General features: G+C 67.0%; 19 protein-coding genes and 1 riboswitch. Of the genes, 10 read left to right on the top strand and 9 right to left on the bottom strand.

Annotated elements, in window-relative coordinates; translation table 11 throughout:
• Nucleotides 1-2: 2 nt before the first annotated feature.
• The 3 genes from urtC to urtA form a co-directional block, all read right to left on the bottom strand.
• On the bottom strand, nucleotides 3-1,160 hold the full coding sequence (gene urtC / locus GWI72_RS19485) for an urea ABC transporter permease subunit UrtC (RefSeq protein WP_209000190.1): 1,158 nt from the start codon (nucleotides 1,158-1,160) through the stop codon (nucleotides 3-5).
• The gene (urtB, locus tag GWI72_RS19480) at nucleotides 1,157-2,785 is read right to left on the bottom strand and encodes an urea ABC transporter permease subunit UrtB (protein ID WP_161709704.1); all 1,629 of its coding nucleotides are present in this window, start codon (nucleotides 2,783-2,785) and stop codon (nucleotides 1,157-1,159) included. Before urtB ends, urtC begins: the two co-directional genes overlap by 4 nt.
• A gap of 314 nt (nucleotides 2,786-3,099) precedes the next feature.
• The gene (urtA, locus tag GWI72_RS19475; RefSeq protein ID WP_390807073.1) at nucleotides 3,100-4,371 is read right to left on the bottom strand and encodes an urea ABC transporter substrate-binding protein; all 1,272 of its coding nucleotides are present in this window, start codon (nucleotides 4,369-4,371) and stop codon (nucleotides 3,100-3,102) included.
• Between the two features lie 342 nt (nucleotides 4,372-4,713).
• Between urtA and GWI72_RS19470 the strand changes: the two genes are divergently transcribed.
• The 8 genes from GWI72_RS19470 to GWI72_RS19435 all read left to right on the top strand — a co-directional run bounded on the left by GWI72_RS19470 (nucleotide 4,714) and on the right by GWI72_RS19435 (nucleotide 13,809).
• A complete protein-coding gene (locus tag GWI72_RS19470) occupies nucleotides 4,714-8,136 on the top strand; it encodes a hybrid sensor histidine kinase/response regulator (RefSeq protein WP_161709703.1) in 3,423 nt (1,140 codons plus the stop codon).
• Complete coding sequence (locus tag GWI72_RS19465; protein ID WP_161709702.1) at nucleotides 8,129-9,079, top strand: response regulator transcription factor; 951 nt, start codon at nucleotides 8,129-8,131, stop codon at nucleotides 9,077-9,079. Before GWI72_RS19470 ends, GWI72_RS19465 begins: the two co-directional genes overlap by 8 nt.
• 76 nt (nucleotides 9,080-9,155) lie before the next feature.
• The gene (locus tag GWI72_RS19460; protein WP_161709701.1) at nucleotides 9,156-9,545 is read left to right on the top strand and encodes an MbcA/ParS/Xre antitoxin family protein; all 390 of its coding nucleotides are present in this window, start codon (nucleotides 9,156-9,158) and stop codon (nucleotides 9,543-9,545) included.
• A complete protein-coding gene (locus GWI72_RS19455) occupies nucleotides 9,542-10,240 on the top strand; it encodes an RES domain-containing protein (RefSeq protein ID WP_161709700.1) in 699 nt (232 codons plus the stop codon). The genes GWI72_RS19460 and GWI72_RS19455 overlap by 4 nt, the downstream gene beginning before the upstream one ends.
• 95 nt (nucleotides 10,241-10,335) lie before the next feature.
• Nucleotides 10,336-10,567, top strand: a riboswitch (cobalamin riboswitch).
• Between the two features lie 35 nt (nucleotides 10,568-10,602).
• Nucleotides 10,603-11,046, top strand: coding sequence for a DUF1636 family protein (locus tag GWI72_RS19450; protein WP_209000189.1), 444 nt, complete (start codon nucleotides 10,603-10,605; stop codon nucleotides 11,044-11,046).
• Nucleotides 11,043-11,810, top strand: coding sequence for an ABC transporter ATP-binding protein (locus GWI72_RS19445; RefSeq protein ID WP_161709699.1), 768 nt, complete (start codon nucleotides 11,043-11,045; stop codon nucleotides 11,808-11,810). Before GWI72_RS19450 ends, GWI72_RS19445 begins: the two co-directional genes overlap by 4 nt.
• 18 nt (nucleotides 11,811-11,828) lie before the next feature.
• Nucleotides 11,829-12,764: an ABC transporter substrate-binding protein gene (locus tag GWI72_RS19440; protein WP_161709698.1), complete on the top strand. Its 936-nt coding sequence runs from the start codon at nucleotides 11,829-11,831 to the stop codon at nucleotides 12,762-12,764.
• A complete protein-coding gene (locus tag GWI72_RS19435; RefSeq protein ID WP_244314430.1) occupies nucleotides 12,742-13,809 on the top strand; it encodes a FecCD family ABC transporter permease in 1,068 nt (355 codons plus the stop codon). Before GWI72_RS19440 ends, GWI72_RS19435 begins: the two co-directional genes overlap by 23 nt.
• A gap of 23 nt (nucleotides 13,810-13,832) precedes the next feature.
• Here GWI72_RS19435 and GWI72_RS19430 read toward each other — a convergent pair whose 3' ends face one another.
• The 4 genes from GWI72_RS19430 to GWI72_RS19415 form a co-directional block, all read right to left on the bottom strand.
• A complete protein-coding gene (locus tag GWI72_RS19430) occupies nucleotides 13,833-14,987 on the bottom strand; it encodes a DUF1513 domain-containing protein (protein ID WP_161709697.1) in 1,155 nt (384 codons plus the stop codon).
• Nucleotides 14,968-16,098 carry an imelysin family protein gene (locus GWI72_RS19425; RefSeq protein ID WP_161709696.1) on the bottom strand — a complete coding sequence of 377 codons (1,131 nt, stop codon included), beginning with the start codon at nucleotides 16,096-16,098 and terminating at the stop codon, nucleotides 14,968-14,970. The genes GWI72_RS19430 and GWI72_RS19425 overlap by 20 nt, the downstream gene beginning before the upstream one ends.
• Before the next feature lie 2 nt (nucleotides 16,099-16,100).
• Nucleotides 16,101-17,657, bottom strand: a complete 1,557-nt coding sequence (locus GWI72_RS19420) for a di-heme oxidoreductase family protein (RefSeq protein ID WP_161709695.1) — start codon at nucleotides 17,655-17,657, stop codon at nucleotides 16,101-16,103.
• Between the two features lie 100 nt (nucleotides 17,658-17,757).
• Complete coding sequence (locus GWI72_RS19415; RefSeq protein WP_161709694.1) at nucleotides 17,758-19,044, bottom strand: imelysin family protein; 1,287 nt, start codon at nucleotides 19,042-19,044, stop codon at nucleotides 17,758-17,760.
• 342 nt (nucleotides 19,045-19,386) lie between these two features.
• Here GWI72_RS19415 and GWI72_RS19410 point away from each other — a divergent pair, with 342 nt between their 5' ends.
• Together GWI72_RS19410 and GWI72_RS19405 are read left to right on the top strand one after the other, a co-directional pair.
• Nucleotides 19,387-19,869, top strand: coding sequence for a tellurite resistance TerB family protein (locus tag GWI72_RS19410; protein WP_161709693.1), 483 nt, complete (start codon nucleotides 19,387-19,389; stop codon nucleotides 19,867-19,869).
• A complete protein-coding gene (locus GWI72_RS19405; RefSeq protein WP_161709692.1) occupies nucleotides 19,866-20,573 on the top strand; it encodes a glutamine amidotransferase in 708 nt (235 codons plus the stop codon). Before GWI72_RS19410 ends, GWI72_RS19405 begins: the two co-directional genes overlap by 4 nt.
• Before the next feature lie 14 nt (nucleotides 20,574-20,587).
• On the opposite strand, the gene GWI72_RS19400 is transcribed toward GWI72_RS19405, so the two are convergent.
• Nucleotides 20,588-21,349 (bottom strand): TSUP family transporter, encoded by a 762-nt coding sequence (locus GWI72_RS19400; RefSeq protein ID WP_161677983.1) that lies wholly within the window; start codon nucleotides 21,347-21,349, stop codon nucleotides 20,588-20,590.
• Nucleotides 21,350-21,693: 344 nt separating this feature from the next.
• Nucleotides 21,694-25,137: a pyruvate carboxylase gene (pyc, locus tag GWI72_RS19395; protein WP_161709691.1), complete on the bottom strand. Its 3,444-nt coding sequence runs from the start codon at nucleotides 25,135-25,137 to the stop codon at nucleotides 21,694-21,696.
• Nucleotides 25,138-25,164 lie beyond the last annotated feature (27 nt).

The raw sequence follows: 25,164 nt of genomic DNA, 5'->3' as shown, positions 1-25,164 counted from the left end.
GCTTACTCCGCCGGTTGGGGCTTGGCTGCCGGGGGGGGTGCGGCATCGGAGGTCTGGTTGCCGCGCCGCGGCATCCGGCGACGGACCATGGCCACGAGACCGACCAGCCCCTTGGGCAGGAACAGGGTGACGATCACGAACAGCGCCCCGAGGGCAAACAGCCAGACCTCCGGCAGCACGGCCGTGAACCAGGTCTTGCCGTAATTGACCAGCACCGCGCCGACGATCGGCCCGAACAGCGTGCCGCGCCCGCCGACGGCAACCCAGATGACGGCCTCGATGGAGTTGGCCGGCTCGAACTCGCCCGGGTTGATGATGCCGACCTGCGGCACGTAGAGCGCGCCGGCCAGCCCGGCCATCATCGCCGACAGGGTCCAGACGAACAGCTTGTAATGCTCCACCCGGTAGCCGAGGAAGCGCGTCCGGCTCTCGGCATCGCGCACCGCCACCAGCACCTTGCCCAGCTTGGAGCGGGTCACGGCACGGGCCAGCAGGAAGCACAGGATCAGGGCCAGCCCGGAGGCAACGAAGAGCGCCGCGCGCGTCCCGTCCGCCTGGACCGGGAAGCCGAGGATGTCCTTGAAGTCGGTGAGGCCGTTGTTGCCGCCAAAGCCCATGTCATTGCGGAAGAAGGCGAGCAGCAGCGCATAGGTGAGCGCCTGGGTGATGATCGACAGATAGACCCCGGACACGCGCGAGCGGAAGGCAAACCAGCCGAAGATGAAGGCCAGCACGCCTGGCACCAAGAGCACCATCAGCAGCGCAAAGGGGAACATGTCGAAGCCGTACCAGTACCACGGCAGCTCCTGCCAGTTCAGGAACACCATGAAGTCCGGCAGCACCGGATCACCATAGACGCCGCGCGGACCGATCTGGCGCATCAGGTACATGCCCATGGCATAGCCGCCGAGGGCAAAGAAGGCACCGTGTCCGAGCGAGAGGATGCCGCAGTAACCCCAGACCAGATCCACCGACAGCGCCAGCAGCGCATAGGTCAGGTACTTGCCCATCAGGCTGACCGCATAGGTCGGCACATGCAGCGGATGGTCCGGCGGCAGCAGCAGGTTGAGCGCCGGCACCGCGACAATGACAAGGCCGAGGATGGCCAGGAACAGCGCCGCCTGACGGTCGAAGGCGCGCAGGAGGAAGGATGTGATCATGCTTCGACTGCCCGGCCCTTGAGGGCGAACAGCCCGCGCGGACGCTTCTGGATGAAGAGGATGATGAAGACGAGCATGAGGATCTTGGCGAGCACGGCCCCGGCATAGGGTTCCAGGAACTTGTTCACGACGCCAAGGGTCAGCGCGCCGACCAGCGTGCCCCAGAGATTGCCGACCCCGCCGAACACCACGACCATGAAGCTGTCGATGATGTAGCCCTGACCAAGGTTCGGCGACACGTTGTCGATCTGCGACAGCGCCACCCCGGCAATGCCCGCGATGCCGGAGCCTAGACCGAAGGTCAGCGCATCGATCCAGGGCGTGCGGATGCCCATCGAGGCCGCCATGCGCCGGTTCTGGGTGACCGCGCGGGTGTAGAGGCCGAAGGGGGTCTTCTTCAGCACGAGGATCAGCCCGGCGAAGACCAGCAGCGAGAACACCACGATCCAGAGGCGGTTGTAGGTGATGGTCAGCTCGCCGAGCTGGAAGGCACCGGACATCCAGTCCGGATTGCCGACTTCCCGGTTGGTCGGGCCGAAGATGGAGCGCACGGCCTGCTGCAGGATCAGCGACAGGCCCCAGGTGGCCAGCAGGGTCTCCAGCGGCCGGCCATACAGGAAGCGGATGATGCCGCGCTCGATGCAGATGCCGATCAGCGCCGTGACGAGAAAGGCAAGCGGCAGGGCAATCGCCAGCGACCCGTTGAAGAGGCCCGGCGCGCTGCTGCGGATCACTTCCTGCACCATGAAGGTCACATAGGCCCCGATCATCACCATCTCGCCATGCGCCATGTTGATGACCCCCATCACGCCGAAGGTGATGGCAAGGCCGATGGCCGCCAGCAGCAGGACCGAGCCCAGCGAGATGCCGGACCAGATGTTCTGCCCCGCGTCCCACAGCGCCAGCTTCTGGTTGATGCCGCTGATCGCCCGCGTCGCGGCCTCCCGCACCGGCTCGGAGGTCGAGGCGTCGCCGGCCACGGCCGTCAGCACCGACAGGGCGTCACGGTCGCCGCGCTCGGCCAGAACCCGGATCGAGCCCAGCTTCAGGGCGTCGTCGGCGCTCCCGGACAGCAGCACCGCCGCCCGCGCCTCGTCCATGGCCTTGCGCACGCGCTGATCGGTCTCGGCGGTCATGGCCTGGTCCAGAAGCGGCAGGGCGTCGCCGTCGCGCGACTTGAAGATCGCCTCGGCCGCCGACAGCCGCACGGACGAGTCGGGCGCCATCAGCGTGAGCCCGCCCAGCGCGGTGCGGATGACGCGACGCAGGCTGTTGTTGACCTTGACCTTGGTCAGCGCGGCAGGGGGAGCCGTGCCCAGCGCCGCGCCGGTCAGCGGATCGGTGAGCGCCAGATCCGCCCCGGACCGGACGCCGACCACCACGAGACCATCGCTCTTGCGCTCGTAGAGATTGCCCTCGGCCAGCGCCTCGAGCGCAGGCGCAACCGCCGGATTGCCGGTTGCAGCCAGCGCACCGATCTGCGCCTCCGTTTCCTTGAAGCCACCCTTCGCCAGCGCATTGACCAGCGGGCGAAGCGCCTCACCGTCTTGCGCCCGGCCGGCCGTCTGGACCATGCCGCCCAACACCAGCGCCAGCAGGCAGATCATCAGATTTTTCAGAGACATATGCGCCACCAGGCTGGAAGGATTTGGGATTGGGCCAACATGCACGCCATTTTCAGCATCCAGCTCCGTGTCACCCCGGCCAAGCAACGCGAGAGCCGGGGCCCACTCGCTTCCAGAGCCTTGCAGCAAGGTCAGACGCCACCGAATGGAGCACAGGTGCGCAGGTGGATTGATCGAGCGGAAAAAAGCCGCTCTGCAAACGAGTAGGCCCCGGGTCTTCGCTCCGCTCCGCCCGGGGTGACACGGAGAACTTTTCAGCGTCTCGAAAGTCCCCTTCCCGGACATCCGGAAAGGGGACCTCGCTTACGCTCACATCAGCTGCCGGAGCCGCCGCACTTGCCGGTCTTGACGTTGAAGTTTCCGCAGGACAGGGGCGCACGCCAGTCGGCGATCAGGTCCTTGGAGCCTTCGAGATAATCGGACCACTCGTCGCCCACCACGAGGCCCGGGGTCTGCCAGACGGTCTCGAACTGGCCGTCGGCCTGGATCTCGCCGATCAGCACCGGCTTGGTGATGTGGTGATTGGGCATCATCGCCGAATAGCCGCCGGAGAGGTTCGGCACGGACACGCCGATGAGCGAGTCGATGACGGCGTCCGGATCGGTGGTGCCAGCCTTTTCGACGGCCTTCACCCACATGTTGAAGCCGATGAAATGAGCCTCCATCGGATCGTTGGTCACGCGCTTCTCGTCGCCGATGAAGGCGCGCCAGCTCTTGATGAACTCGGCATTGACCGGGTTGTCGACGGACTGGAAGTAGTTCCAGGCGGCCAGGTGACCAACCAGCGGCGCGGTGTCGAGGCCGGCGAGCTCTTCCTCACCCACCGAGAAGGCGACGACCGGGATGTCTTCGGCCTTGATGCCGGCGTTGCCCAGCTCCTTGTAGAACGGCACGTTGGCATCGCCGTTGATGGTCGAGACCACCGCCGTCTTCTTGCCGGCCGACCCGAAGGCCTTGATGTCGGACACGATCGTCTGCCAGTCGGAATGACCGAACGGCGTGTAGTTGATCATGATGTCCTCGTCCTTGACGCCCTTCGACTTCAGGTAGGCCTCAAGGATCTTGTTGGTCGTGCGCGGATAGACGTAGTCGGTGCCGGCGAGCACCCAACGCTCGACGCCTTCCTCGTTCATCAGGTAATCCACGGCCGGGATCGCCTGCTGGTTGGGCGCAGCACCGGTGTAGAACACGTTGCGCTGGCTTTCCTCGCCCTCATACTGGACCGGATAGAACAGGATCGAGTTCAGTTCCTCGAACACCGGCAGCACCGACTTGCGCGACACCGAGGTCCAGCAGCCGAACACGGCCGAGACCTTGTTGACGGAGATCAGCTCGCGCGCCTTTTCGGCAAACAGCGGCCAGTCGGACGCCGGATCGACGACCACGGGCTCGAGCTTCTTGCCAAGCACGCCGCCCTTCTTGTTCTGCTCCTCGATGAGGAACAGCATCGTGTCCTTCAGCGTGGTCTCCGAAATCGCCATCGTGCCCGAGAGCGAGTGCAGGATCCCGATCTTGATCGTCTCCTCGGCCATGGCGCCGCCGATCATGGTCGATGCCATGAGCCCCGCGAGCGTGAGACCTGCCATGCGGCTCGTCAGCTTCATCATCTGTCTGTCCCCTTCTGTCCCCGACTGACTGTCCGGGGCCGGTGTCGACCCGTGTCGCATCCCGTACCGGCCCGCCGGCTGGTTTGGTGCAGCCGTCGAAGGGATCGTGCGCCGCCATACCGCAACGCAACATACGTCGATTGACGTAAGCCCCCTGCGTCATCCGTGCCGCTGCCTCTGCGGCAGGCAGGCAAAGCGGCACGAACCCTGCAAAGGCGGGGACAGAAGCGCGTAAAGCGGCTGGCGGGACGGCCGAGGCCCGTCCCGCCCCGCCGGAACGGCTCAAAATTGCAGCAGATGCCCAGAAGGGAGGCGGATGGGATGACCGCGCGCCAGCGCATCCTGCCGGTGCGGCGGCATTACAACCAATGGGTCAACAACCAGACCCTGGAAGACTATGCGCTGCGCTTCACGGCCAAAAGCGCCCGTCGCCTGTCCAGCCGCGCCATCTCGCACACAGCCGGCGGCGCGATCGCGTTTCTGGCGCTGGAAGCCATCGGCGGGGCCATCACCCTGTCCTACGGCACGGCCAATGCCTTCGCGGCGATGCTGGTCGGCTGTCTGGTGCTTCTGCTGGTCGGCTGGCCGATCGCCCGCTCGGCGATGCGCCATGGCGTCGACATCGACCTGCTGACCCGCGGCGCCGGGTTCGGCTACATCGGCTCGACGCTGACCTCGCTGATCTATGCCAGCTTTACCTTCATCCTGTTCGCCATCGAGGCCTCGATCATGTCGAGCGCGCTCGAATACGCCTTCGGCCTGCCGTTGTGGATCGGCTACATCGTCAGCGCGCTGGTGGTGATCCCGCTGGTCACCCATGGCATCACGCTCATCAGCCGATTCCAGATCCTCACCCAGTCCTTCTGGGTGGTGCTGAACATCCTGCCCTTTCTCTTCATCGCGGCAGCCGACTGGGATGCGGTCGGCACGTGGCTCGGCTTTGCCGGGATCGACCCGGCCACCGGAACACCGCGACCGCCGCATTCCAACCCCGTCGATCTGATGCAGTTCGGCGCCGCCTCGGCGGTGATCCTGGCGCTGATGGCCCAGATCGGCGAGCAGGTCGACTTCCTGCGCTTCTTGCCGCCCGGCGAGAAGCCCGGCCGCCTGCGCCGCCTTGCCCTGTTTCTGGCCGGCCCCGGCTGGGTCATCATCGGCCTGCCGAAGCTGATCGCCGGGTCATTCCTGGCCGTGCTCGTCCTCTCCGCCGGCGTCCCGGTGGCGGAAGCGGACGAGCCATCGCGCATGTATGCGGTCGCCTTCGGCTACATGCTGCCGTCCGAGCAGGCTGCCGTGCTGCTGATGGCCGCCTTCGTCGTGGTGGCGCAGCTCAAGATCAACGTGATGAATGCCTATGCCGGGTCGCTGGCCTGGTCGAATTTCTTCTCCCGCCTCACCCATTCCCATCCGGGCCGCGTGGTCTGGCTGGTCTTCAATGTCGGCATCGCGCTCCTCCTGATGGAACTCGGCATCTACGGCCTGCTGGAGGAAACGCTCGGCGTGTTCTCGATCATCGCCATGGCCTGGCTGTCGGCGATCTCGGCGGACCTGTTCGTGAACAAGCCGCTCGGACTGTCGCCCCCCGGCATCGAGTTCAAGCGGGCGCATCTCTACGACATCAACCCGGTCGGCACCGGCGCCATGGGCGTTGCTGCCATCGTCGCCCTGCTCGCCCACTACGGCGCCTTCGGCCCGACGGCGGCCGCACTCGCCACCTTCATCGCGCTGGCGCTCGCCTTCGTGCTGGCGCCGGCCATCGCCTGGGCAACGGGCGGCAAGTACTATCTCGCGCGCAAGCCGCGCCGGCACTGGCAAACGAAGACGGCCATCACCTGCTCGATCTGCGAAAACCCGTTCGAGCCCGAAGACATGGCCTATTGCCCGGCCTATCAGGTGCCGATCTGCTCGCTGTGCTGTTCGCTGGATGCGCGCTGTCATGACAGCTGCAAGCCCAAGGCCCGGCTGAAGTATCAGGCGCGCAGCGTCGCCGAGGCCACGCTGCCGTCCTGGATCCTGGCCCATCTTTCCACCCGGCTTGGCCGCTATCTGATGACCGCCATACCGGTCATCTCCGGCATTGCCCTGATCCTGACCGTGATCACCCACCAGGCCGCCACCAGCCTGCCGCCGGGCGCCGATGTGGTCGGCCGGACGGTGGCGCTGATCTTCGTCGTCTTTGCGATCTCGGCCGGGGTGGGCATCTGGTTCCTGGTGCTGGCGCATGACACCCGCAACGTGGCGGAGGAGGAATCCCTGCGCCAGAACTCGCTGCTGCTGAAGGAGATCGAGGCGCACCGCAAGACCGACGCCGCCCTGCAGAAGGCGAAGGAAGCGGCCGAGGCCGCCAACCTCGCCAAGAGCCGCTATGTCATCGGCCTCAGCCACGAGCTGCGCACGCCGCTCAACGCGGTGCTGGGCTATGCCCAGGTGCTGGAACGGGACGAGGCCATCCCGCGCGAACGCAAGGCCTCGATCCGCGTCATCCGCCGCAGCGCCGAGCACCTCTCCGGCCTGATCGACGGCTTGCTGGACATATCCCGCATCGAGGCCGGCCGGCTGCAGGTGGACATGGCCACGGTCAACATCCACGAGTTCCTCGACCAGATCGTCGCCATGGTGCGGCTGCAGACCCAGGCGGCCGGCCTTGCCTTCGCGTTCCGCAAGGCACCCAACCTGCCGACGCTGGTGCGCACCGATGAAAAGCGCCTGCGCCAGATCCTCGTCAACCTGTTGTCGAATGCGGTGAAATTCACCAGCTCCGGCACCATCACGCTGGAGGTCGGCTACCGGTCGCAGGTCGCCACCTTCCGCATTTCCGACACCGGCACCGGCATCGGCGAGGAGGACATGACCCGCATCTTCGAGCCCTTCGGGCGCGGCAGCGGCGAAAGCGTCGCCCGCACGCCCGGTCTGGGGCTGGGGCTGACGATCACCAAGCTGATGGCGCAGACCCTCGGCGGGTCGCTGGCCGTGACGAGCCGTCCCGGTGAGGGCAGCACCTTCGAGGTGCGGCTGATGCTGGCCGCCCTTGCCGACCAGCAGCCGCTGGTCTCGCCCGAACGCCCCGTCGCCGGCTACACCGGCCCGCGCCGCCGGATCCTCGTCATCGACGACAATGCCGATCACCGGGCGCTGATGGTCGAAATCCTCGCCCCGCTCGGCTTTGACGTGGAACTGGCCGCCGACGGGCCGCAGGGCATCGACAGCGCCTTCCGCACCAGGCCGGACCTGCTGCTGGTCGACATTTCCATGCCCGGCATGAACGGCTGGCAGGTGGCAAGCCTCTTGCGCCAGCGCGGCCTCACCGCACCCATCGTCATGCTCTCGGCCAACATCGGCGACACGGCCCTGCGCCCGGCCGGCGAACCGGCGCATGACGACGCCCTGTCGAAACCCGTCGATCTCGCCCAGCTCCTGGACCGGATCGGCCGCCTGCTGGGCCTGAGCTGGACCCGGGCCGGCGATGCCCCCTCCTTGGTCCCGGCCCCTGTGGCGCCATCCCCGGCCGTGGTCGGCGAGAACGACGCTGCACCGGTTGCAGCCGCCTCCCTGTCATCACGGCACATCCGCGACCTGATCAGCCTCGGCGACATCGGCTATGTCCATGGCATCGAGGCCAAGCTCAGCGAGCTGGACAGCGCGGGCGCGGATGCCGCTCTCATCGCCCGTCTTCGCACAAGCATCGAACAGTTCGACTTTGCCGGCTATCGCAAGATCCTCGAGGACACAGCCCCCCATGACTGACGCCGCCGGATCCCCCGCTGCCTCGCGCGACATCGTCCTCGTGGTGGACGATTCCCCCGAGACCCTCGGCTTCCTGACAAAGGCTCTGGAGACCTCCGGCGTCACCGTGCTGGTCGCCACCTCCGGCACCGCCGCGCTGGCCATCTGCGACCGCATCACGCCGGACATGGTTCTGATGGACGCGGTGATGCCCGCACCCGACGGCTTCGAGACCTGCCGTCTGCTCAAGGCCCGGCGCGGGCTGGAGCATGTGCCGGTGATCTTCATGACCGGCCTCAGCGAGACCGAGCATGTGGTGCATGCGCTGGAAAGCGGCGGCGTCGACTTTCTCACCAAGCCGATCAATCTCGACGAGCTGCAGGCCCGCATCCGGGTGCACCTTGCCAATGCGCGCCAGGTCCAGAGCGCGCGCATCGCGCTCGATGCCGCAGGCCGGCACCTGATCGCCGTCAGCGCGGACGGCAACATCAAGTGGTCCACACCGCAGACCAGCCAGGTTCTCGAAGCCCTGGACCGAGGCACGGTTGCTGCAGGCGAAACCGCGCTGGACCGTATCCGAACCGCGCTGGCCGGCTGGATCGCCGCCGCAAGCCGACAGGCGACGGGACGGCCCGACCCGCTGGTGCTCGATCTCGGGCCCGCCGGCCAGTATGAATTCGCCCCCATCGGCTCGATCAGCGCCGACGAGCACCTGTTCCGCCTGACCAGCGCCAGCCACCCCGGCCAGACGGACGCCCTGCGCCAGCGCTTCGGTCTCACGCCGCGCGAGGCGGATGTCCTGACCTGGATCTCGCGCGGCAAGTCCAACAAGGACATCGGCGACATTCTCGGCCTCAGCCCGCGCACGGTGAACAAGCACCTCGAGCAGATCTACGTCAAACTCGGTGTCGAGAACCGCGCCTCCGCCGCCGTCCGGGCCAGCGAGGTGCTTAGGGACCTCTAGCCGGATCATTTGACCTTGTATTCTGGTCCATATGATCCATCTTGAGCGTATCGACGCTCACTGGCACGGTGACCGCATGGAAGCTGCTCTCAAGCCCCGGCCCGTCGACGACCTTCAGGCCGTCGGCCTCAAGGCCTACAGCCGCATTGCCGACGCCTGGTCGTTGACGGTTCGCGAGGCCGCAGGTCTGTGCGACATGTCGGACTCCTCCTGGAAACGCGCCAAGTCCGCGAACTTCCGGGGCGAGCTGACCCGCGATCAGCTGTTGCGCCTCAGCGCCCTCATCGGCATCTACAAGTCGCTGCAACTCTACTTCAGTCCGGATCTTGCCGACCGCTGGATCAGGCTGCCCAACACCGGGCCGGAATTTGACGGCCAGCGCCCGGTCGACGCGATGATCGACGGCGGCCTGCCGAAGATCCTCAGCGTGCGGACCTATCTCGATGCCCTCCGAGGTGGCGCGTGAAGCTCACCGCGATCGCCGACCGCGCCCTGATCCGGCTGATCTCGAAAACACACCACAAGCCGCCCGTGCTGCGCGGTCTTGTCGACAGCGACCGGGAAGCGGAAATCCTGGCCGAGCTGGAAGGCCTGACCAATGCGCGGCTGAAGGCCGAGCGGGAGGGCAGCCCCGGCATCGACAGGCGGGAGCTGGCGTTCCTCCGCCGCAAGGCCGATCTCGCCCTCTATGGCGAGACCCACATCAACGCCGCGTTTGTCTACACGCGGCCGACCGGCAACCGCTTCAACGCCGGCGACCGCGGCGCGTGGTACTGTGCCTATGATCCACTGACCTCTGCCGCCGAGGTGGGGTTTCACCGCACGCGGGAACTCTCCTACATCGGCCATTTCCACGCGGAAGCCGCCTATGTGGAACTCCTCGCCGACTTCATCGGCGACTTCCCGGACCTGACGGACACGCCCGAGCACCCGGCGCTGGCGGCGGAACCCGCGGCCGGCTATCCGGCTGGCCAGGCGCTGGCGGCCACTCTGCGCCGTCAGGGACATCGCGGCCTGCTCTACCCGTCCGTGCGCCAGCCGGGCGGCCGCTGCTTCGTCGCCTTCGATCCCGGCATCATCCAGAACGTGCGGCCGGGCGCCAGCTGGACATTGCGCTGGTCGGGCACGCCGCACTTCTCCGTCGAGATGGACGCCGGCTAGGCAGTCCGCGCTTGTAACGTAATTACATTACATGTACACACCGGGTGGTCTTGTCCAAACCCGGTGGCATTGCCTTGACAACACACGCCCCTGCCCTGATCATTCACCGTGATGGTTCCCGGCGAACAAGCGCTTCGCCGGGTGAAAAGGGAACACGGTACGGTGTAGCCAACAGGCGCCAAGTCCGTGACTGCCCCCGCAACTGTAGGCGGAGAGCCGACCCCAGACAGCCACTGTCCCAAGTGCCGTACGACCGGCACGGGATGGGAAGGCAGGGCAAGGCGACGACCCGCAAGTCAGGAGACCTGCCATCACCGATCCACAACAGCCACCGGGCGGGGTGTCCCGGAAGGAGCAACACGGTGACCATTCAACGGCCGATCAAGGCCCAATCCCCTATGGCCGGAGATGACCGGCATCCCGCACAGCAGACGCACGAGCTGGTGGTCTGCGTGACCTGCCGCCCGCGCGGCAGTGAAGAGCGTCCCGGCAAGGCGCTTCTGGCAGAGCTTGCGGCACAGATGGCCGCAGATGCCGCCTGGCGCGTCGGCGGCATCGAGTGCATGGCCGCCTGCGGCCGGCCCTGCGCCATCGCCCTCCAGTCGCAGGACAAGACCACCTGGCTCTTCGGTGACATGGAGCTCGCCGATGCCGAGGACATTGCCCGCTTTGCCCGCCAGTACGAGGAGCTTCCCGACGGCTGGTGCAAGGCCTCGGAGCGGCCCGGCAAGCTGGCCCGCACCGCCCTCGCGCGCATCCCCGCCTCCGGCCGGGTGCTTCCCCCGGATGCCGATGCCTGCACATGAGCGCGCCCTTTTTCGAGGCGGAAGGCCTCTGCTGGGGACCGCGCGGCCGGCCTGACCTTCTGGCCGACATCAGCCTCACGCTCAACCAGGGCGAGGTGCTGGCGATCTGCGGTGCCAACGGAGCCGGCAAGTCGTCGCTGCTGCGGCTGCTCTACCGCTTCCATCGTCCCCGCCGCGGGCATGTCCGGCTGGAAGGCACCGACATCTGGAGCCTGCCCGCCCGCGATGTCGCCTGCCGGATCGCTGCCGTACTGCAGGAGCAGCCGACGGATTTTGCCCTGACCGTGCGCCAGATCGTGGCGCTCGGGCGTCTGCCGCATCAGCGCGGTCTCAGCGCGGCCGGGTCGGCCGACCGCGATGCGATTGCCCATGCGCTCGCCCGCCTGCATCTCAACGCTCTGGCCGAACGGCCCTTCGGCACCCTGTCGGGTGGCGAGCGCCAGCGCGTGATGGTGGCCCGGGCGCTGGCCCAGGCCCCCAAGCTTCTGATCCTGGACGAGCCGACCAACCACCTCGACATCCGCCACCAGCTCGAGCTGATGGCACTGCTGCGGGGCCTCGGCCTCACGGTGATCACCACCCTGCACGACCTGACGCTCGCCGCCGAATATGCCGACCGGGTGCTGCTGCTTGCCGGCGGCCGCGTCCTGACCGAAGGCGCCCCGGCCGAGGTCTTCACCGAAGCCCACATCGCGGGCGCCTTTTCCGTGCGCTCGCGGATCGATCTCAGCGGGCAACACCCCCGCTTCTCCTTTCACCTCTGACTGAAGAGACCCACTGACATGCGTCTGAAACTTGCCCTTGCCGCCTTCCTGCTCTCCACCGTGGCCGCCGCGGCCTATCCGGTGACCGTGAAGAGCTGCAACCGCGACGTGACCTTCGAGGCCGCGCCGAAGCGCGCCATTTCCAACGACGTCAACCTCACCGAAATGATGCTGGTGCTCGGCCTGACCGACCGCATGGCCGGCTACACCGGCGTGTCCGGCTGGAAGACGCTGGATGAGGAAATGCGCAAGGGCGTTACCGAGCTGCCCGAGCTTTCGGAAAAATACCCGACCAAGGAAGTGCTGCTCGGCGCCGAGGCCGACTTCTATTTCGCTGGCTGGAACTACGGCATGAAGGTCGGCGGCGAGGTCACGCCCGAGACCCTCGCCCCCTTCGGCATCCAGGTCTACGAGCTCACCGAAAGCTGCATCCATATCGGCCCGAAGGAGAAGATCTCCATGGCCGACATGTACAACGACCTGCTCAACCTCGGCCGCATCTTCGGCGTCGAGAACAAGGCAAAGGAATTGGTCGCCGGTTACGAGGCAAAGCTGGCCGAGGCCACCGCCAAGGTCGACAAGTCCAATCCCTTGCGCGTCTTCGTCTATGACAGCGGCGAGGACACCCCCTTCACCGCCGGCCGCTACGCCATGCCGACCGCGCTGATCGAGGCTGCCGGCGGCAAGAACATCATGGATGACCTGGACAAGAGCTGGGCCACCGTCGCCTGGGAGCCCGTGGTCGACCGCAACCCGGAAGTGATCGTGATCGTGAACTACGGCAACGTCACCGCCGAGCAGAAGATCGCCTTCCTCAAGGCCAACCCGGCCTTCGCCAATGTCGATGCCGTGAAGAATGACCGCTTCGTGGTGCTCGAATATGTCGAGGCGACGCCTGGCCCCCGCAACATCCGCGCCGTGGAGAAGCTCGTTGACGGTTTCGCTGGAAAGTGAGGCAGCGGCCGCCGTCCCGGGCGAGCAACACCGGCTCTGGCCGGTGCTGCTCACCGGCGTGGTCGGCCTGGGCCTCCTCGTCCTTGCCATCCTGACCGCCGTCGCCGTGGGGGCCATTTCCGTGCCCCTCGGCGATGTCGCCGGGATCGTGGCCAACAAGCTCTTGCCCGGCTCCGTGACCAAGACCTGGACAGCGGCCCGGGAAGCGATTGTCTGGGACATCCGCTTCCCCCGGGCGCTGCTCGCCGCCCTCGTCGGGGCAGGACTTGCGGTCACCGGCGCGGTGCTGCAGTCGGTCACCCGCAACCCCCTCGCGGATCCGCACCTGCTCGGCATTTCGTCGGGCGCGGCCTTCGGCGCGATCCTGGCGCTGCTGCACACGGGGCTGTTCCTTGGCCTCCTGACCGTGCCGCTGCTGGCCTTTGCCGGTGCGCTGGTGGCAACCGCCATCGTGCTGGGCGTGGTGAAGGTCGCCCGCGCCGGCTCGCCGGACCGGCTGGTGCTGGCGGGCGTCGCCGTCTCCTTCATCATCATGGCGCTGGCCAACATCCTGATCTTCCTGGCTGACCCGAAGGCCACCCACACGGTGGTGTTCTGGATGCTGGGCGGGCTTGGCCTCGCGCAATGGAACCACCTGATCTACCCGCTTGCGGTGCTGGTGCCCTGCGGCCTGTGGCTGTGGTTCAAGGCCGGCGCGCTCAACGCCGTTACCCTGGGCGACGAGACCGCCTCGACCCTTGGCGTCCCTGTCACGCGGCTCCGCCTGTCGGTGTTTGTCGCCGGAGCGCTCGTCACGGGGGTCTGCGTCGCCTTCTCCGGCATCATCGGCTTCGTCGGCCTGATGATGCCGCATCTGGTGCGCCTGATTGCCGGGGGCGACAATGCCCGCGTCATCCCGCTGTCGGCGCTGGCCGGAGCCCTGTTCCTGATCCTCGCCGACATCTGCGCGCGCGTGATCATGGCGCCCGAGGACATGCCCATCGGCATCGTCACCGGCCTCGTCGGCGGGGTGTTCTTCATCTGGCTGATGGCGCGGGAGCGCTAGGGACAGGCAACCAGATGGCCGTGTTACAGCGCAGCCATGTGATTGTCCCAGGACACGCCGGCCGGCCGGGCATAGGGCTCGGCCGCCGGTTCGCGGCCCGACCCAAAGGCGAGACCACCCGCACCATCGGAAACCAGGAACCCGTCGTCGAGCGGGGCCAGCCCGCAGACATCCGCAATCGGATGGCTGCCGACCGGCGTTCCGTCAGCGGCCGACAGATAAAGCACATGGCCGCCGCGCGGACTGGACAGGGCGACGAGCCCGGCCGGTGCATTCACCGCCACCGAGCCGACATAGTTGCCGAGCCGCTTCAGCAATCCCTCGGGCACATCCACCACCGACAGGCCGCCCTCCCGGGACAGTCTGGCGACCAGGGGCGGGGTCAATCCCGCGTCGCCCTCGAACTGTCCGCCGATCCAGACTGATCCGGCCACATCCAGCGCCATGTGGCGCAGTGACACTTGAGACAGGTCCGGCGGCAGCCGGAACAGCCCGAGCAGATCCCCGCTCGCAGCATCGATGCGGGCGATCGACGGCTGCATCCGGTCGAGATTGAGCATGTCGCGCCCCGTGACCGGATGCGTGTCGATACCGCCATTGGCGACCACCAGCACCCGGCCTTTCTCGGCCAGCAGGATGTCATGCGGCCCGACGCCATGGGTGTCGAACTCGCCGATCCGGATGAGGCGCTCCCCGCTTGCATCATAGACGCCGACGCGGCCGCGCGTTTCCTCGCCCACGGGCCCGAATGCGTTCTCGACCGCATAGACCAGCCGGCCGTCGCCAGAAAACACCCCGTGGCCGTAATAGTGACGCCCGGGTTCAGCGCTCGTCACCTGTGGCGCCTGGCGTTCTTCGCGGTCGACAAGCATCAGGAACTGCCCCGGCCGGCGCGCGAAGGTGACGAAGCGGCTGCGGTCCGGCGACAGGGCGATGCCATGGCCACGGTCGGGCAGCGGCACGTCCAGCACGTCCCGCCCGTCAGCCGTCAGGATCGCGACGGCATGGCGTCCGTCCGCATTGCGCCGCGCGCTGGCAAAAAGCGGCTCATCCGGATCGCCCGCCCCGAGGGCCGCCGCCGTGCGATGCGGCAACAGCGGCAGGAGACCGGCTGCGGCAAGGCCGGAGAGAAAGCTGCGGCGGTTCAGGACCGCCGCCTCAGTCCCCGTCCAGCGCATTGAAGCCTCCGGAAAGGTTCAGCGACCCGGCGAGATTGAGCGCCACCGTGTCGCGCAGGCCTTTCAGCACGAGCGCGACATAGGACAGCCCGGCGTGCGTCTCCGGCTCGGCAAGGGTCACCCGCATCGGCTCGCGCAGGCGCGCCAACGCCTTCAGCGCATTGCCGAACTCGAATTCGAGCGAGGCCGGGATCCAGGTCCCCTCACTGTCGAGGCCGCGCTCGTAGCCGCCTGCCTTCAGCGCTTCCGCCAGCCCACTGATCTCCGCCGACAGATAGGCGAGCGTGAAGCCGGAGCGGGCAAAGGGAAGGCGTCCGGGCTTGGCACTGTCCGGACCAGAGCCCAGCGCCGGCAACAGATCCTGATCGCGGACGATGACGAAGCCGGTGACGATCGCGTTGAAGATCAGCTCCGCCGCCTCCTTGTCGCTTTTCAGCAGCGGCCGGTCCGGTCCGGGGGCAAGCAGCTCCCCGGAAAAACCGGCCGGGTCAGCCCAGTCCCGGGCCAGATCCCCGGCAAGGCTGGCCACATTGCCGGCAATGGCGAGCGCATAGGCACAGGAAAAGGCCGCATCCGGATCGCCCGTGCCGCCCAGGGTCACCCTCCCCTCCTCGTCAAAGGCAACGAGCTGGAGTGCCGTCAGCCCCTGCACGGCGACGCTCTTGCCCGCCAGCTGCCCTGCCGTGGTCGCGGTCGCGTCCCTGTCGGCGAGGATCCTGCGCACTTGCCGCTGGGCGACGCCGCGCGCATCCGGCAGGAAGGCCAGCCGCTCCAGCCGGTTGGCCTCGGCAAGCGGGCCGAACCGGAGGAAACCAATGCGGGCGAAGGAGGCCAGCGTCGCCCCGTAGACGGCCCGGAACTCCTCGCGGGCGCTGTCATCGCCGGCGGCACAGGCCCCTTGCACGGCATCGGGAAGGCGTGCCGCATCGCTGGCAAACCGGCCCATGGCCGGGCGGATGTAGCCCTCAAGGCTGGAACGCACATAATCCCCGTAGGAGGCCGCAACCTGAGCCGGCTGCCCGACCTGAACAGGCTGAACAGTCGTTTCACCACGCGCGCCCCCGGCCGTCAGCAGGGACAGGGCAACGAGCGCGGCGGGGATTTTCAGCATGGTTACAGCGACTCCAGGAAGCGGATCAGCGCCGCGCGGTCATCGGGCGCAAGGCCAACGACGCCGTCGCGCGCGGCCTCAGCCTCGCCGCCATGCCAGAGCACAGCCTCCAGCAGCGACCTTGCGCGGCCGTCATGGAGGAAACGCGTATGCCCGCTGACCGTTTCCGTCAAGCCGATGCCCCACAGCGGCGGCGTCTTCCATTCGCGGCCATCCGCATCGCCGTCCGGCCGGTTGTCCGCCAGCCCCTCGCCCATGTCATGCAGCAACAGGTCGGTGTAGGGCCAGATCAGCTGGAACCGGTGCGCCGGATTGGCCGCCTCGCGCGAGGTGACGTATTTCGGCGTATGGCAGGAGGCGCAGCCCAGCGTGCTGAACAGCGCCTTGCCGCGCAGCACTTGCGGGTCATCCACCTTGCGCCGCGCCGGCACCGCGAGGTTTTCCGAGTAGAAGGTGACCAGATCCATCACAGGATCGGGCGCTTCCGTCGGCCCCAGCCGCTCCTGCTCGCCGGTCGGCAGGGCGCGGCAGGCGGTCTGCGCGGTCGTGCAGTCGCCATAAGGGTCGGGATGATCCGGCGTTGAAATGCCGATGTCGCCGGAAAACGCGCCAGCACTCTGGACGCGGACAGTGGGCGTCGTCGCCTTCCAGCCAAACCGGCCGGGCACCGTCTCGCCAGTCTCAGCATCAAGCACCAGGTTCGGCCGGCCGGAAATCCCGTCGCCGTCGCGATCCTCCGGGTCGGCCTTCGCCAGGATATCGCCCGGATGGATCGCCTCCAAGAGGCCCAGACCGATCATCGGCGGCGCCACGCGCGGCGAGATCATCGTGTCCGGCTGCATCGGGCCATAGGCGAGATCAACGGCGGCATAGACCGGCTTCTGCAGCGTCACGACCTCGCCGCCGCTCAGGGTCACCGGGATGTCTTCATACGTGATGGCCATCCGGCCTTCGCCGGAGAGGCCGGTCACGGCAAAGGTCTGGAACTGGCCGCCATAGGTTGGCTCCGGCACGGACTGGATCTTGCGCGCCGCCAGCGCCTCCCGCTCGGCGTCGGTGCGCGGCGGCACGGAGAGCCGCAGGAACAGCGACACGGCCTCGTCACCCGGCAGCGGCGGCTGGCCGCGACCATCCTTCAGGTGACACCCCTGACAGGACCGGGCGTTGTAAAGCGGCCCCAGCCCGTCGGAGGCCTGTGTTGACGAGGGCGCTGCCACCCAGAGCTTGCGGAAGATGCCGTTGCCGATCCGGAACGTCTGCTGCTCTTCAAAACTCAGATTGGCCGTCGGATGCGAGAAGGCATCGCGGTTGATGCGCTTCTTCGACGTCGCCGCCCCGGCGCTCATGGCCTCGAAAGCCTCGGGCCTGGAGAAATCCTCCGGAGCCCTCAGGATCTCGCCAACCCGCGCCCGGTCCGCATCCGTGAGGTCGGTGCGGTGGGACAGGTCGATTGCCTGCCCAGGCGCAATCATCAGAGAGGCGACTGCCAGGCCTGCGGCTACCATGGTCACCCGAGCCAGTCGCCGCACGGCAAGCCCGGCCGGAACATCACGTGTCATCTTCAGGACCACCCTGGTCGGATCCGTGGCCAGCCGGGATCCCTCTCACCACCGGCAGCCTCCCGGGCGGCCGTCCGCCACCCGGGGAGGTCATTGGGGCTTACTGGAACACCGCCGTGGGATTGTCGAGGCTGTCGGAGCCCTCAAAGGCGATGGCTTCCAGACCAAGTGCCGCCACCACGCGTTCGATCGATTTGGTCTGGTCCACCAGCGCATCGACGGCGGCCTGGACCACGGCGTTGCCGTCCTTGTTGCCCTCGCCGATCATCTGGTCATAGGCCTCGACGGTCTCCGCACGGGTTTTCAGCGCCTCGAAGGCGGCGAGCGTGGCGTCGAGCTTGACCTTCATCTCCTCGGCCAGCTTCGGGTCCTTCGCCGTCACCAGTTCGTGCAGCGAGGCGCCGCTCAGCCGGGTGCCGTCGATGCGCGTGTAGGTGCCGAAGTACACGTTCCGGATGCCGACCACGTCATTGTAATGCGACATGTGGGTGTTGTCGGAGAAGCAGTCATGCTCCTCTTCCGGATCGTTGAGCATGAGGCCGAGCTTCATGCGCTCGCCCGCCAGCTCGCCGTAGGACAGCGAGCCCATGCCGGTCAGGATCGTCGCCAGACCGCCGGCCTCGCCCTTGGCCTTCAGCTCCTCGCGCGCCGCGCCGCCCGGGGCCCAGGCCCTGGCCATCTCCTCGAGATCGGCGACCAGCAGGTCGGTGGCAGCCAGAAGATAGGCAGCGCGGCGGTCACAGTTGCCGCCGGTGCAGTTGGCCACGTCAAAATCCGTCGCCGGGCGGTTGCCGGCCCCAGCCTTGGTGCCGTTCAGATCCTGCCCCCAGAGCAGGAATTCGATGGCGTGGTAGCCGGTGGCGACATTGGCCTCCACCTCGCCGGCTTCCTGCAGCCGGTCGGCGAGCAGGCCAGGGGTGATCGCGGTCGCGTCGATCTCGACCCCACCCACCTTGAGCGACCGGTTGGCGATGACATTGGCGGTGAAATAGGCGTTTTCTTCGGAGCTTTCGCCGTAGGACGCCACGTCGACATAGTCGATCAGACCCTCGTCCAGCGGCCAGGCATTGACCTTGCCTTCCCAGTCATCGACGATGGCGTTGCCAAAGCGGTAGGCTTCGGTCTGCTGGTAGGGGTTGCGCGCCGCGATCCAGGCCTTGCGCGCCGCCGCGAGCGTGTCCGCGTTCGGCTTGGCGACCAGCGCCTCGACGGCCTGCTTCAACGTCCGCGCGGACTGCAGCGCATCCGCGTAGGCGGCCGCGGCGACGTCCTGATAGGTCGCCAGCACCGCGGCCGGAGCGACAGGCCCGGCCAGGGCCGGCGCCGCGACGGGGGCAAGGGTCAAGGCCGTTGCGGCAAACAGGGCAAGGCGGAACGGGCGCAGCATGGCGGGTCTCCTGGGTTCGGACAAGGGTCCCCGCGACAGCCTGTGGCCGGCAAAGGACCGGACAGTCCGGCCCCGGCATCCGCTGCGGGAACGCACGCGCGGCACCAAACAATTCATGACCACGTGTGTCAAGTTAATGTCCTTGAGAAATCAATAGTTTGGAACTGATCTAAATCCGCCGGACCGGAGCAACTGTGGCCTAAGTGCCGCAACTTCCTCGCAAATCGCCAGCGGCACGCCATATAACAAGGGACGGTAAGGAAAATGCCTTATGCTTCCCGCCCAGAGGTCGAGGCAGGGGCACCGCGGCCACAAGATGGTCGTCAGCAACGGACAACACGCATGCTTTCATCGCTCAAGCGCTTCATCAAGGAAGTGACATTCGGAGAAAGCGAAGGGCTCACCTTCGCTGACGACGACCAGCGCCTTGCCGTTGCCGCCCTGTTGATCCACGTCATCAGCGTGGATGGCGACATGGATGAGGCGGAACACAAGAAGCTCACGGACACCCTGCGCGATCACTACGCGCTGACCAGGGAAGATACGGAGGAGCTGATCCGCCTCGCCACCGACCGCGACAATGAAGCCGTCGATCTGTACGGGTTCACGTCGGTGCTCAAGCGCAAGACCGACGAGGCCGAGCGCCACGCCATCATCGAGATGATGTGGCGGCTGGTCTATGCCGACGGTCACGTGCACGAGTTCGAGGACAACACGGTCTGGCGCGTCGCGGAGCTGCTCGGCGTCTCCTCGCGCGATCGCATCGCCCTGCGCCAGAAGGTTGCCCAGGAACAGGATCTCGAGGGCGACAAGCAACAGTCGTGAGCGAACAGCGCATTCTGATCGTCCTGCATCAGGAGACCTCGTCGCCGGGCCGGGTCGGCCATGAACTCCAGCGGCGCGGCTTCCGTCTCGACATCCGCCGGCCACGGTTCGGCGATCCGCTGCCGCATGACATGAGCCGGCACGCGGGCGCCGTGATCTTTGGCGGTCCGATGAGTGCCAACGATCCGGACGCCTACATCAGCCGCGAGATCGACTGGATCGGCGTGCCGCTCAGGGAACAGAAGCCCTTTCTCGGCATCTGTCTCGGGGCACAGATGATGGTGCGCCATCTCGGCGGCACGGTCGAAAGCCATCCGCGCGAGCTGGTCGAGATCGGCTACTATCCCCTCCGCCCGACAGATGCCGGCCGATCGCTGATGACCTGGCCGGGCAAGGTCTACCAGTGGCACCGCGAAGGCTTCAGCCTGCCCTCGGGGGCCGACCTCCTGGCCACGGGCGATACCTATCCCAACCAGGCGATCCGCGTCGGCCCGCGCGCCTACGGCATCCAGTTCCACCCGGAACTGACCCACGCGATGATGGTGCGCTGGACGACGAAGGGCGCGCCGCGCATGGAACAGCCGGGAGCGCAGGGCCGGCAGGACCATTTCGCCGGCCGCTTCATCTTCGACCAGGCGGTCCGCCAGTGGCTGGATGACTTTCTGGACCTTTGGATCGGCCGGGCCGACACGCCGGCGCCCTGAAGCGCAAGGCCTCGTTACGCCGGCCACATCCGGACCAGCACGCGGATGCTCATGGCAAAGCACATGATCACCGTGATGGGGCGGATGATCCTGGCTCCGCCGGTGAAGGCGAAATGGGCGCCGAGATAGGCCCCCGCCACCTGCCCCAGGATCATGACCCCGCCGGCCAGCCAGGCGATTTCTCCGAACAGGACGAAATAGCCGAGTGCCGCCAGATTGCTGGTCACGTTGAACAGCTTTGCATGCGCCGTGGCCATGCGGATCGGCATGCCGCGCAGCAGCACGAGGGACGTGGCCATGAAGGACCCGGTGCCAGGGCCGAAAAAGCCGTCATAGAAGCCCAGCACGGGCGCGACGGTACCGCTGTAGCGGCCCGCACTGATGCGCGGCGCACGCTCCTCGTCGAGATTGCGGGCAAAGAACAGGAAGTAGATCCCGATCGACACCAGCAGCACCGGGATGAACAGGACCAGCAGGTCCGCATCCACCTGCTGCAGCACGACGCCGCCCAGCACGGACCCGGCAGCAATCGCCGCAAGCGCGGGCAGATTGGCCGGCACCGACACCATCTTGCGACGGATGAAATAGACTGCCGCCGTCATGGCGCCGAAGCTGCCCTGCAGCTTGTTGGTCGCCAGGGCGGTCGCCGGCGGCACGCCGACCAGCAACAGCGCCGGAATGGTCAGCAGGCCGCCACCGCCGGCAATCGCATCAACCCAGCCCGCCACCAGGGCAACGGCAAACAGGATGGCGAGAATTTCGGAGGAAAATTCCATCGACGACGCCCCAGGCCGACGTGTCCCCGCAGCGCCGGGACAGGGCAATGTTCAAGACTGCAGGTCCACCCGGTGCTTCCGCACTGACCTCGACCTGTCGATCCGGCTCGACGCCAGACGCATCGGTCATCCCCGCCTTGTGCGGAGGTAACCGGTGAAGCTGTAGCAGCCCCCGGACAGCCCGACCATCGGATTCCGGCATGCCGCCCCCTCCTCGGTTGCCCCGGGCGAAGCTTAGCGCGAGACCCGCGGTGACGACACGAGCGCTGCGAAACGGAAGCAGCGCCAACAAAAAGGAGAGGCCAGCGGCCTCCCCTGTCATCGTGTGTCGCTCCGATCAAGACTCACGCCTTGTAGACGACCAGCAGGTCCTTGGCGTCGATCTGGCTGCCGGGCGTGACGAGGACTTCCGAGAGGATGCCATCCCGCTCCGCATGCAGCGCGGTTTCCATCTTCATCGCCTCGATCGACAGCAGCACGTCGCCGGCCTTGACCGACTGGCCGGCCGCGACCGCGACAGTGGAGATGACGCCCGGCATCGGCGCGCCCACATGGGCCTCGTTGCCGGCCTCCGCCTTGCGGCGCAGGGCAGCCCCGGAGGCCCCATGGGCGCGATCCGGCACCTTGACGATACGCGGCTGGCCGTTGAGCTCGAAGAACACCTTCTTCTCGCCCTGCACATCCGTCTCGCCGACAGCCTGGCAGCGCACCACGAGGGTCTTGCCCGGCTCAAGTTCGACGAAGATCTCCTCGCCCACATCCAGTCCGTAGAAATAGACCGGGGTCGGCAGCACCGAGGTCGGCCCGTACTGGACCTGCGCCCTGGCGAAATCGGTGAAGACCTTCGGATACATGAGGTAGGACGCCAGAGCCTGGTCATCGATGTCGATACCGGTCTTCTCGGCCGCCTCCTTGCGCCGCGCCTCGATGTCCTCCGACTTGAGGAGCGACCCCGGCCGGACGGTGATCGGGGTCTCGCCCTTCAGCACCTTGTCCTGCAGCGCCTTCGGCCAGCCAGCCGGCGGCTGCCCCAGGTCGCCGCGCAGCATCTGCACGACCGAATCCGGGAAGGCCACGTCCTTGTCCGGGTTGACCACATCGGTCACGGTCAGGCCCTGGCTCACCATCATCAGCGCCATGTCGCCGACGACCTTGGACGACGGCGTCACCTTGACGATGTCACCGAACATCATGTTCGCGTCGGCATAGGCCTGCGCCACCTCGTGCCAGCGGGTCTCAAGGCCAAGCGAGCGCGCCTGCTCCTTGAGGTTGGTGAACTGGCCACCCGGCATCTCGTGCAGATAGACCTCGGAGGCCGGCCCCTTCAGGTCGCTCTCGAAGGCCGCATACTGATGGCGCACCGCCTCCCAGTAGAACGAGATGCGGCGGATCGCATCGGCCGACAGGCCAGGATCGCGGTCGGAGCCCTTCAGCGCCTCGACAATGGAGCCAAGACACGGCTGCGAGGTGTTGCCGGAGAAGGCGTCCATCGCTCCGTCGATGGCATCGACACCGGCATCGACCGCCGCCAGGACGGTGGCGCCGCCAATGCCCGACGTGTCGTGGGTGTGGAAATGGATCGGCAGGCCGATCTCTTCCTTCAGCGCCTTGAACAGCACCCGCGCGGCGGCCGGCTTCAGGAGGCCGGCCATGTCCTTCACGCCGAGGATATGGGCACCCGCCTTCTCGAGCTCCTTCGCCAGCCCGACGTAGTACTTCAGGTCATACTGCGGCCGCGCGCTGTCCAGGAGGTCGCCGGTGTAGCAGAGCGTGCCCTCGCAGAGCTTGTCCGTCTCGAGCACCGCGTCGATGGAGACGCGCATGTTCTCCACCCAGTTCAGGCAGTCGAACACGCGGAACACGTCGACACCGGCCGTCGCCGCCTGATGCACGAAGAAGCGGACCACGTTGTCGGGATAGTTGGTGTAGCCGACGCCGTTGGAGCCACGCAGCAGCATCTGCAGCAGGATGTTGGGGGCCTTCTGCCGGATCAGCCGCAGACGCTCCCAGGGATCCTCGGTGAGGAAGCGCATGGCGACGTCGAAGGTCGCCCCGCCCCAGCATTCGAGCGAGAACAGCTGCGGCAGGCCGCTGGCATAGGCATCGGCGATGGCGACGATGTCATGCGTGCGCATGCGCGTGGCCAGCAGCGACTGGTGGCCGTCGCGCATGGTCGTGTCGGTGACGAGCACCTGCGGCTGCGCCTTCATCCAGTCGGCAAAGCCGCGCGGGCCAAGCGTGTCGAGCAGGTTGCGGGTGCCCTCCGGCTTGACGTCGCCGAAATCCGGCACCACCGGCGCCGCCGCATCCTTGCCGGGACGCGGCCGCCCGCGGGTCTCGGGATGACCATTGACGGACACGTCGGCAATGTAGGTCAGGAGCTTGGTGGCGCGGTCCTGCCGCTTCACCTGCGCAAACAGCTCCGGCGTGTCGTCGATGAAGCGCGTGGTGTAGTTGTTGGCGCGGAAGGCCGGGTGACCGATGATGTTCTCGAGGAACACCAGGTTGGTGGCAACGCCGCGGATGCGGAACTCGCGCAGGGCGCGGTCCATGCGCTGGCAGGCCTCTTCGGCACTCGGTGCCCAGGCCGTGACCTTTTCCAGCAGCGGATCATAGAACCGGGTGATGACCGCGCCCGAATAGGCCGTGCCGCCGTCGAGGCGGATGCCGAAGCCGGTGGCACCGCGGTAGGCGGTGATGCGGCCGTAGTCCGGGATGAAGTTCTGCTCCGGGTCTTCCGTTGTGATGCGGCACTGCAGGGCATGGCCGTTGAGACGCACGTCGGCCTGCGCCGGCACGCCGCTGGCCTCGGTGCCGATCGCCGCACCGCCGGCAATGCGGATCTGCGCCTTGACGATGTCGATGCCGGTGACCTGTTCGGTGACCGTGTGCTCGACCTGCACGCGCGGATTGACTTCGATGAAGTAGATCGCGCCCGTGTCGGCATCCATGAGGAACTCGACCGTCCCCGCGCCGCAGTAGTCGACTGCCTTGCCGATCTTCAGACCGTAGTCACACAGCTCCCGCCGGCGATCTTCGGAGAGATAGGGGGCCGGCGCCCGTTCGACGACCTTCTGATGCCGGCGCTGGATCGAGCAGTCGCGCTCGAACAGGTGCACGAGGTTGCCATGGCTGTCGCCCAGGATCTGCACCTCGACGTGGCGCGCCCGCTGGACCAGCTTCTCCAGATAGATCTCGTCCTTGCCGAACGCGGCCTTGGCCTCGCGCTTGGCAGCCACGACCTCACGCACCAGCGTCGCCTCGTCGCGGATGACGCGCATGCCGCGGCCACCGCCGCCCCAGGACGCCTTCAGCATCACCGGGTAGCCGATGCCCTCGGCCAGCTTCTTGATCTCTTCCAGATCGTCCGGCAGCGGATCGGTTGCCGGCATGACCGGCACGCCGGCCTCGATCGCAAGGTTGCGCGCGGCCACCTTGTTGCCGAGCCGGCGCATGGTCTCCGGCTGCGGCCCGATGAAGATGATGCCGTTCTGCGCGCAGGCCTCGGCGAATTCCGGGCTCTCCGACAGGAAGCCGTAGCCGGGATGGATCGCATCCGCGCCCGACAGCTTGGCCACGCGGATGATCTCGTCGATGGACAGGTAGGCCTCGATCGGACCCAGCCCCTTGCCTACTTGATAGGCTTCATCTGCCTTAAATCTGTGCAGGGCGAGCTTGTCCTGCTCCGCGAAGATGGCCACGGTTTTCAGGCCAAGCTCATTGGCCGCACGGAATACACGGATTGCGATTTCTGACCGGTTGGCGACAAGTATCTTGCGGATGCTCAAGCCCGTACCCTCCCTCGGATTGACGGC

Origin of the sequence: Pannonibacter sp. XCT-53 (assembly GCF_009915765.1) — a bacterium.
Classification (GTDB): domain Bacteria; phylum Pseudomonadota; class Alphaproteobacteria; order Rhizobiales; family Stappiaceae; genus Pannonibacter; species Pannonibacter tanglangensis.
The sequence above is the reverse complement of the archived record's forward strand: the minus strand, read 5'-3'. Positions and strand labels throughout refer to the sequence as shown.

Coding starts and splice junctions, on each gene's coding strand:
- GWI72_RS19465 (WP_161709702.1), top strand. CDS start 8,129: ATGACTGACGCCGCCGGATCCCCCGCTGCCTCGCGCGACATCGTCCTC.
- GWI72_RS19440 (WP_161709698.1), top strand. CDS start 11,829: ATGCGTCTGAAACTTGCCCTTGCCGCCTTCCTGCTCTCCACCGTGGCC.
- GWI72_RS19420 (WP_161709695.1), bottom strand. CDS start 17,657: ATGACACGTGATGTTCCGGCCGGGCTTGCCGTGCGGCGACTGGCTCGG.
- GWI72_RS19400 (WP_161677983.1), bottom strand. CDS start 21,349: ATGGAATTTTCCTCCGAAATTCTCGCCATCCTGTTTGCCGTTGCCCTG.
- GWI72_RS19445 (WP_161709699.1), top strand. CDS start 11,043: ATGAGCGCGCCCTTTTTCGAGGCGGAAGGCCTCTGCTGGGGACCGCGC.
- GWI72_RS19460 (WP_161709701.1), top strand. CDS start 9,156: ATGGAAGCTGCTCTCAAGCCCCGGCCCGTCGACGACCTTCAGGCCGTC.
- GWI72_RS19470 (WP_161709703.1), top strand. CDS start 4,714: ATGACCGCGCGCCAGCGCATCCTGCCGGTGCGGCGGCATTACAACCAA.
- GWI72_RS19430 (WP_161709697.1), bottom strand. CDS start 14,987: ATGCGCTGGACGGGGACTGAGGCGGCGGTCCTGAACCGCCGCAGCTTT.
- urtA (WP_390807073.1), bottom strand. CDS start 4,371: ATGGCAGGTCTCACGCTCGCGGGGCTCATGGCATCGACCATGATCGGC.
- GWI72_RS19425 (WP_161709696.1), bottom strand. CDS start 16,098: ATGCTGAAAATCCCCGCCGCGCTCGTTGCCCTGTCCCTGCTGACGGCC.
- urtC (WP_209000190.1), bottom strand. CDS start 1,160: ATGATCACATCCTTCCTCCTGCGCGCCTTCGACCGTCAGGCGGCGCTG.
- GWI72_RS19410 (WP_161709693.1), top strand. CDS start 19,387: ATGCTTTCATCGCTCAAGCGCTTCATCAAGGAAGTGACATTCGGAGAA.
- GWI72_RS19415 (WP_161709694.1), bottom strand. CDS start 19,044: ATGCTGCGCCCGTTCCGCCTTGCCCTGTTTGCCGCAACGGCCTTGACC.
- urtB (WP_161709704.1), bottom strand. CDS start 2,785: ATGTCTCTGAAAAATCTGATGATCTGCCTGCTGGCGCTGGTGTTGGGC.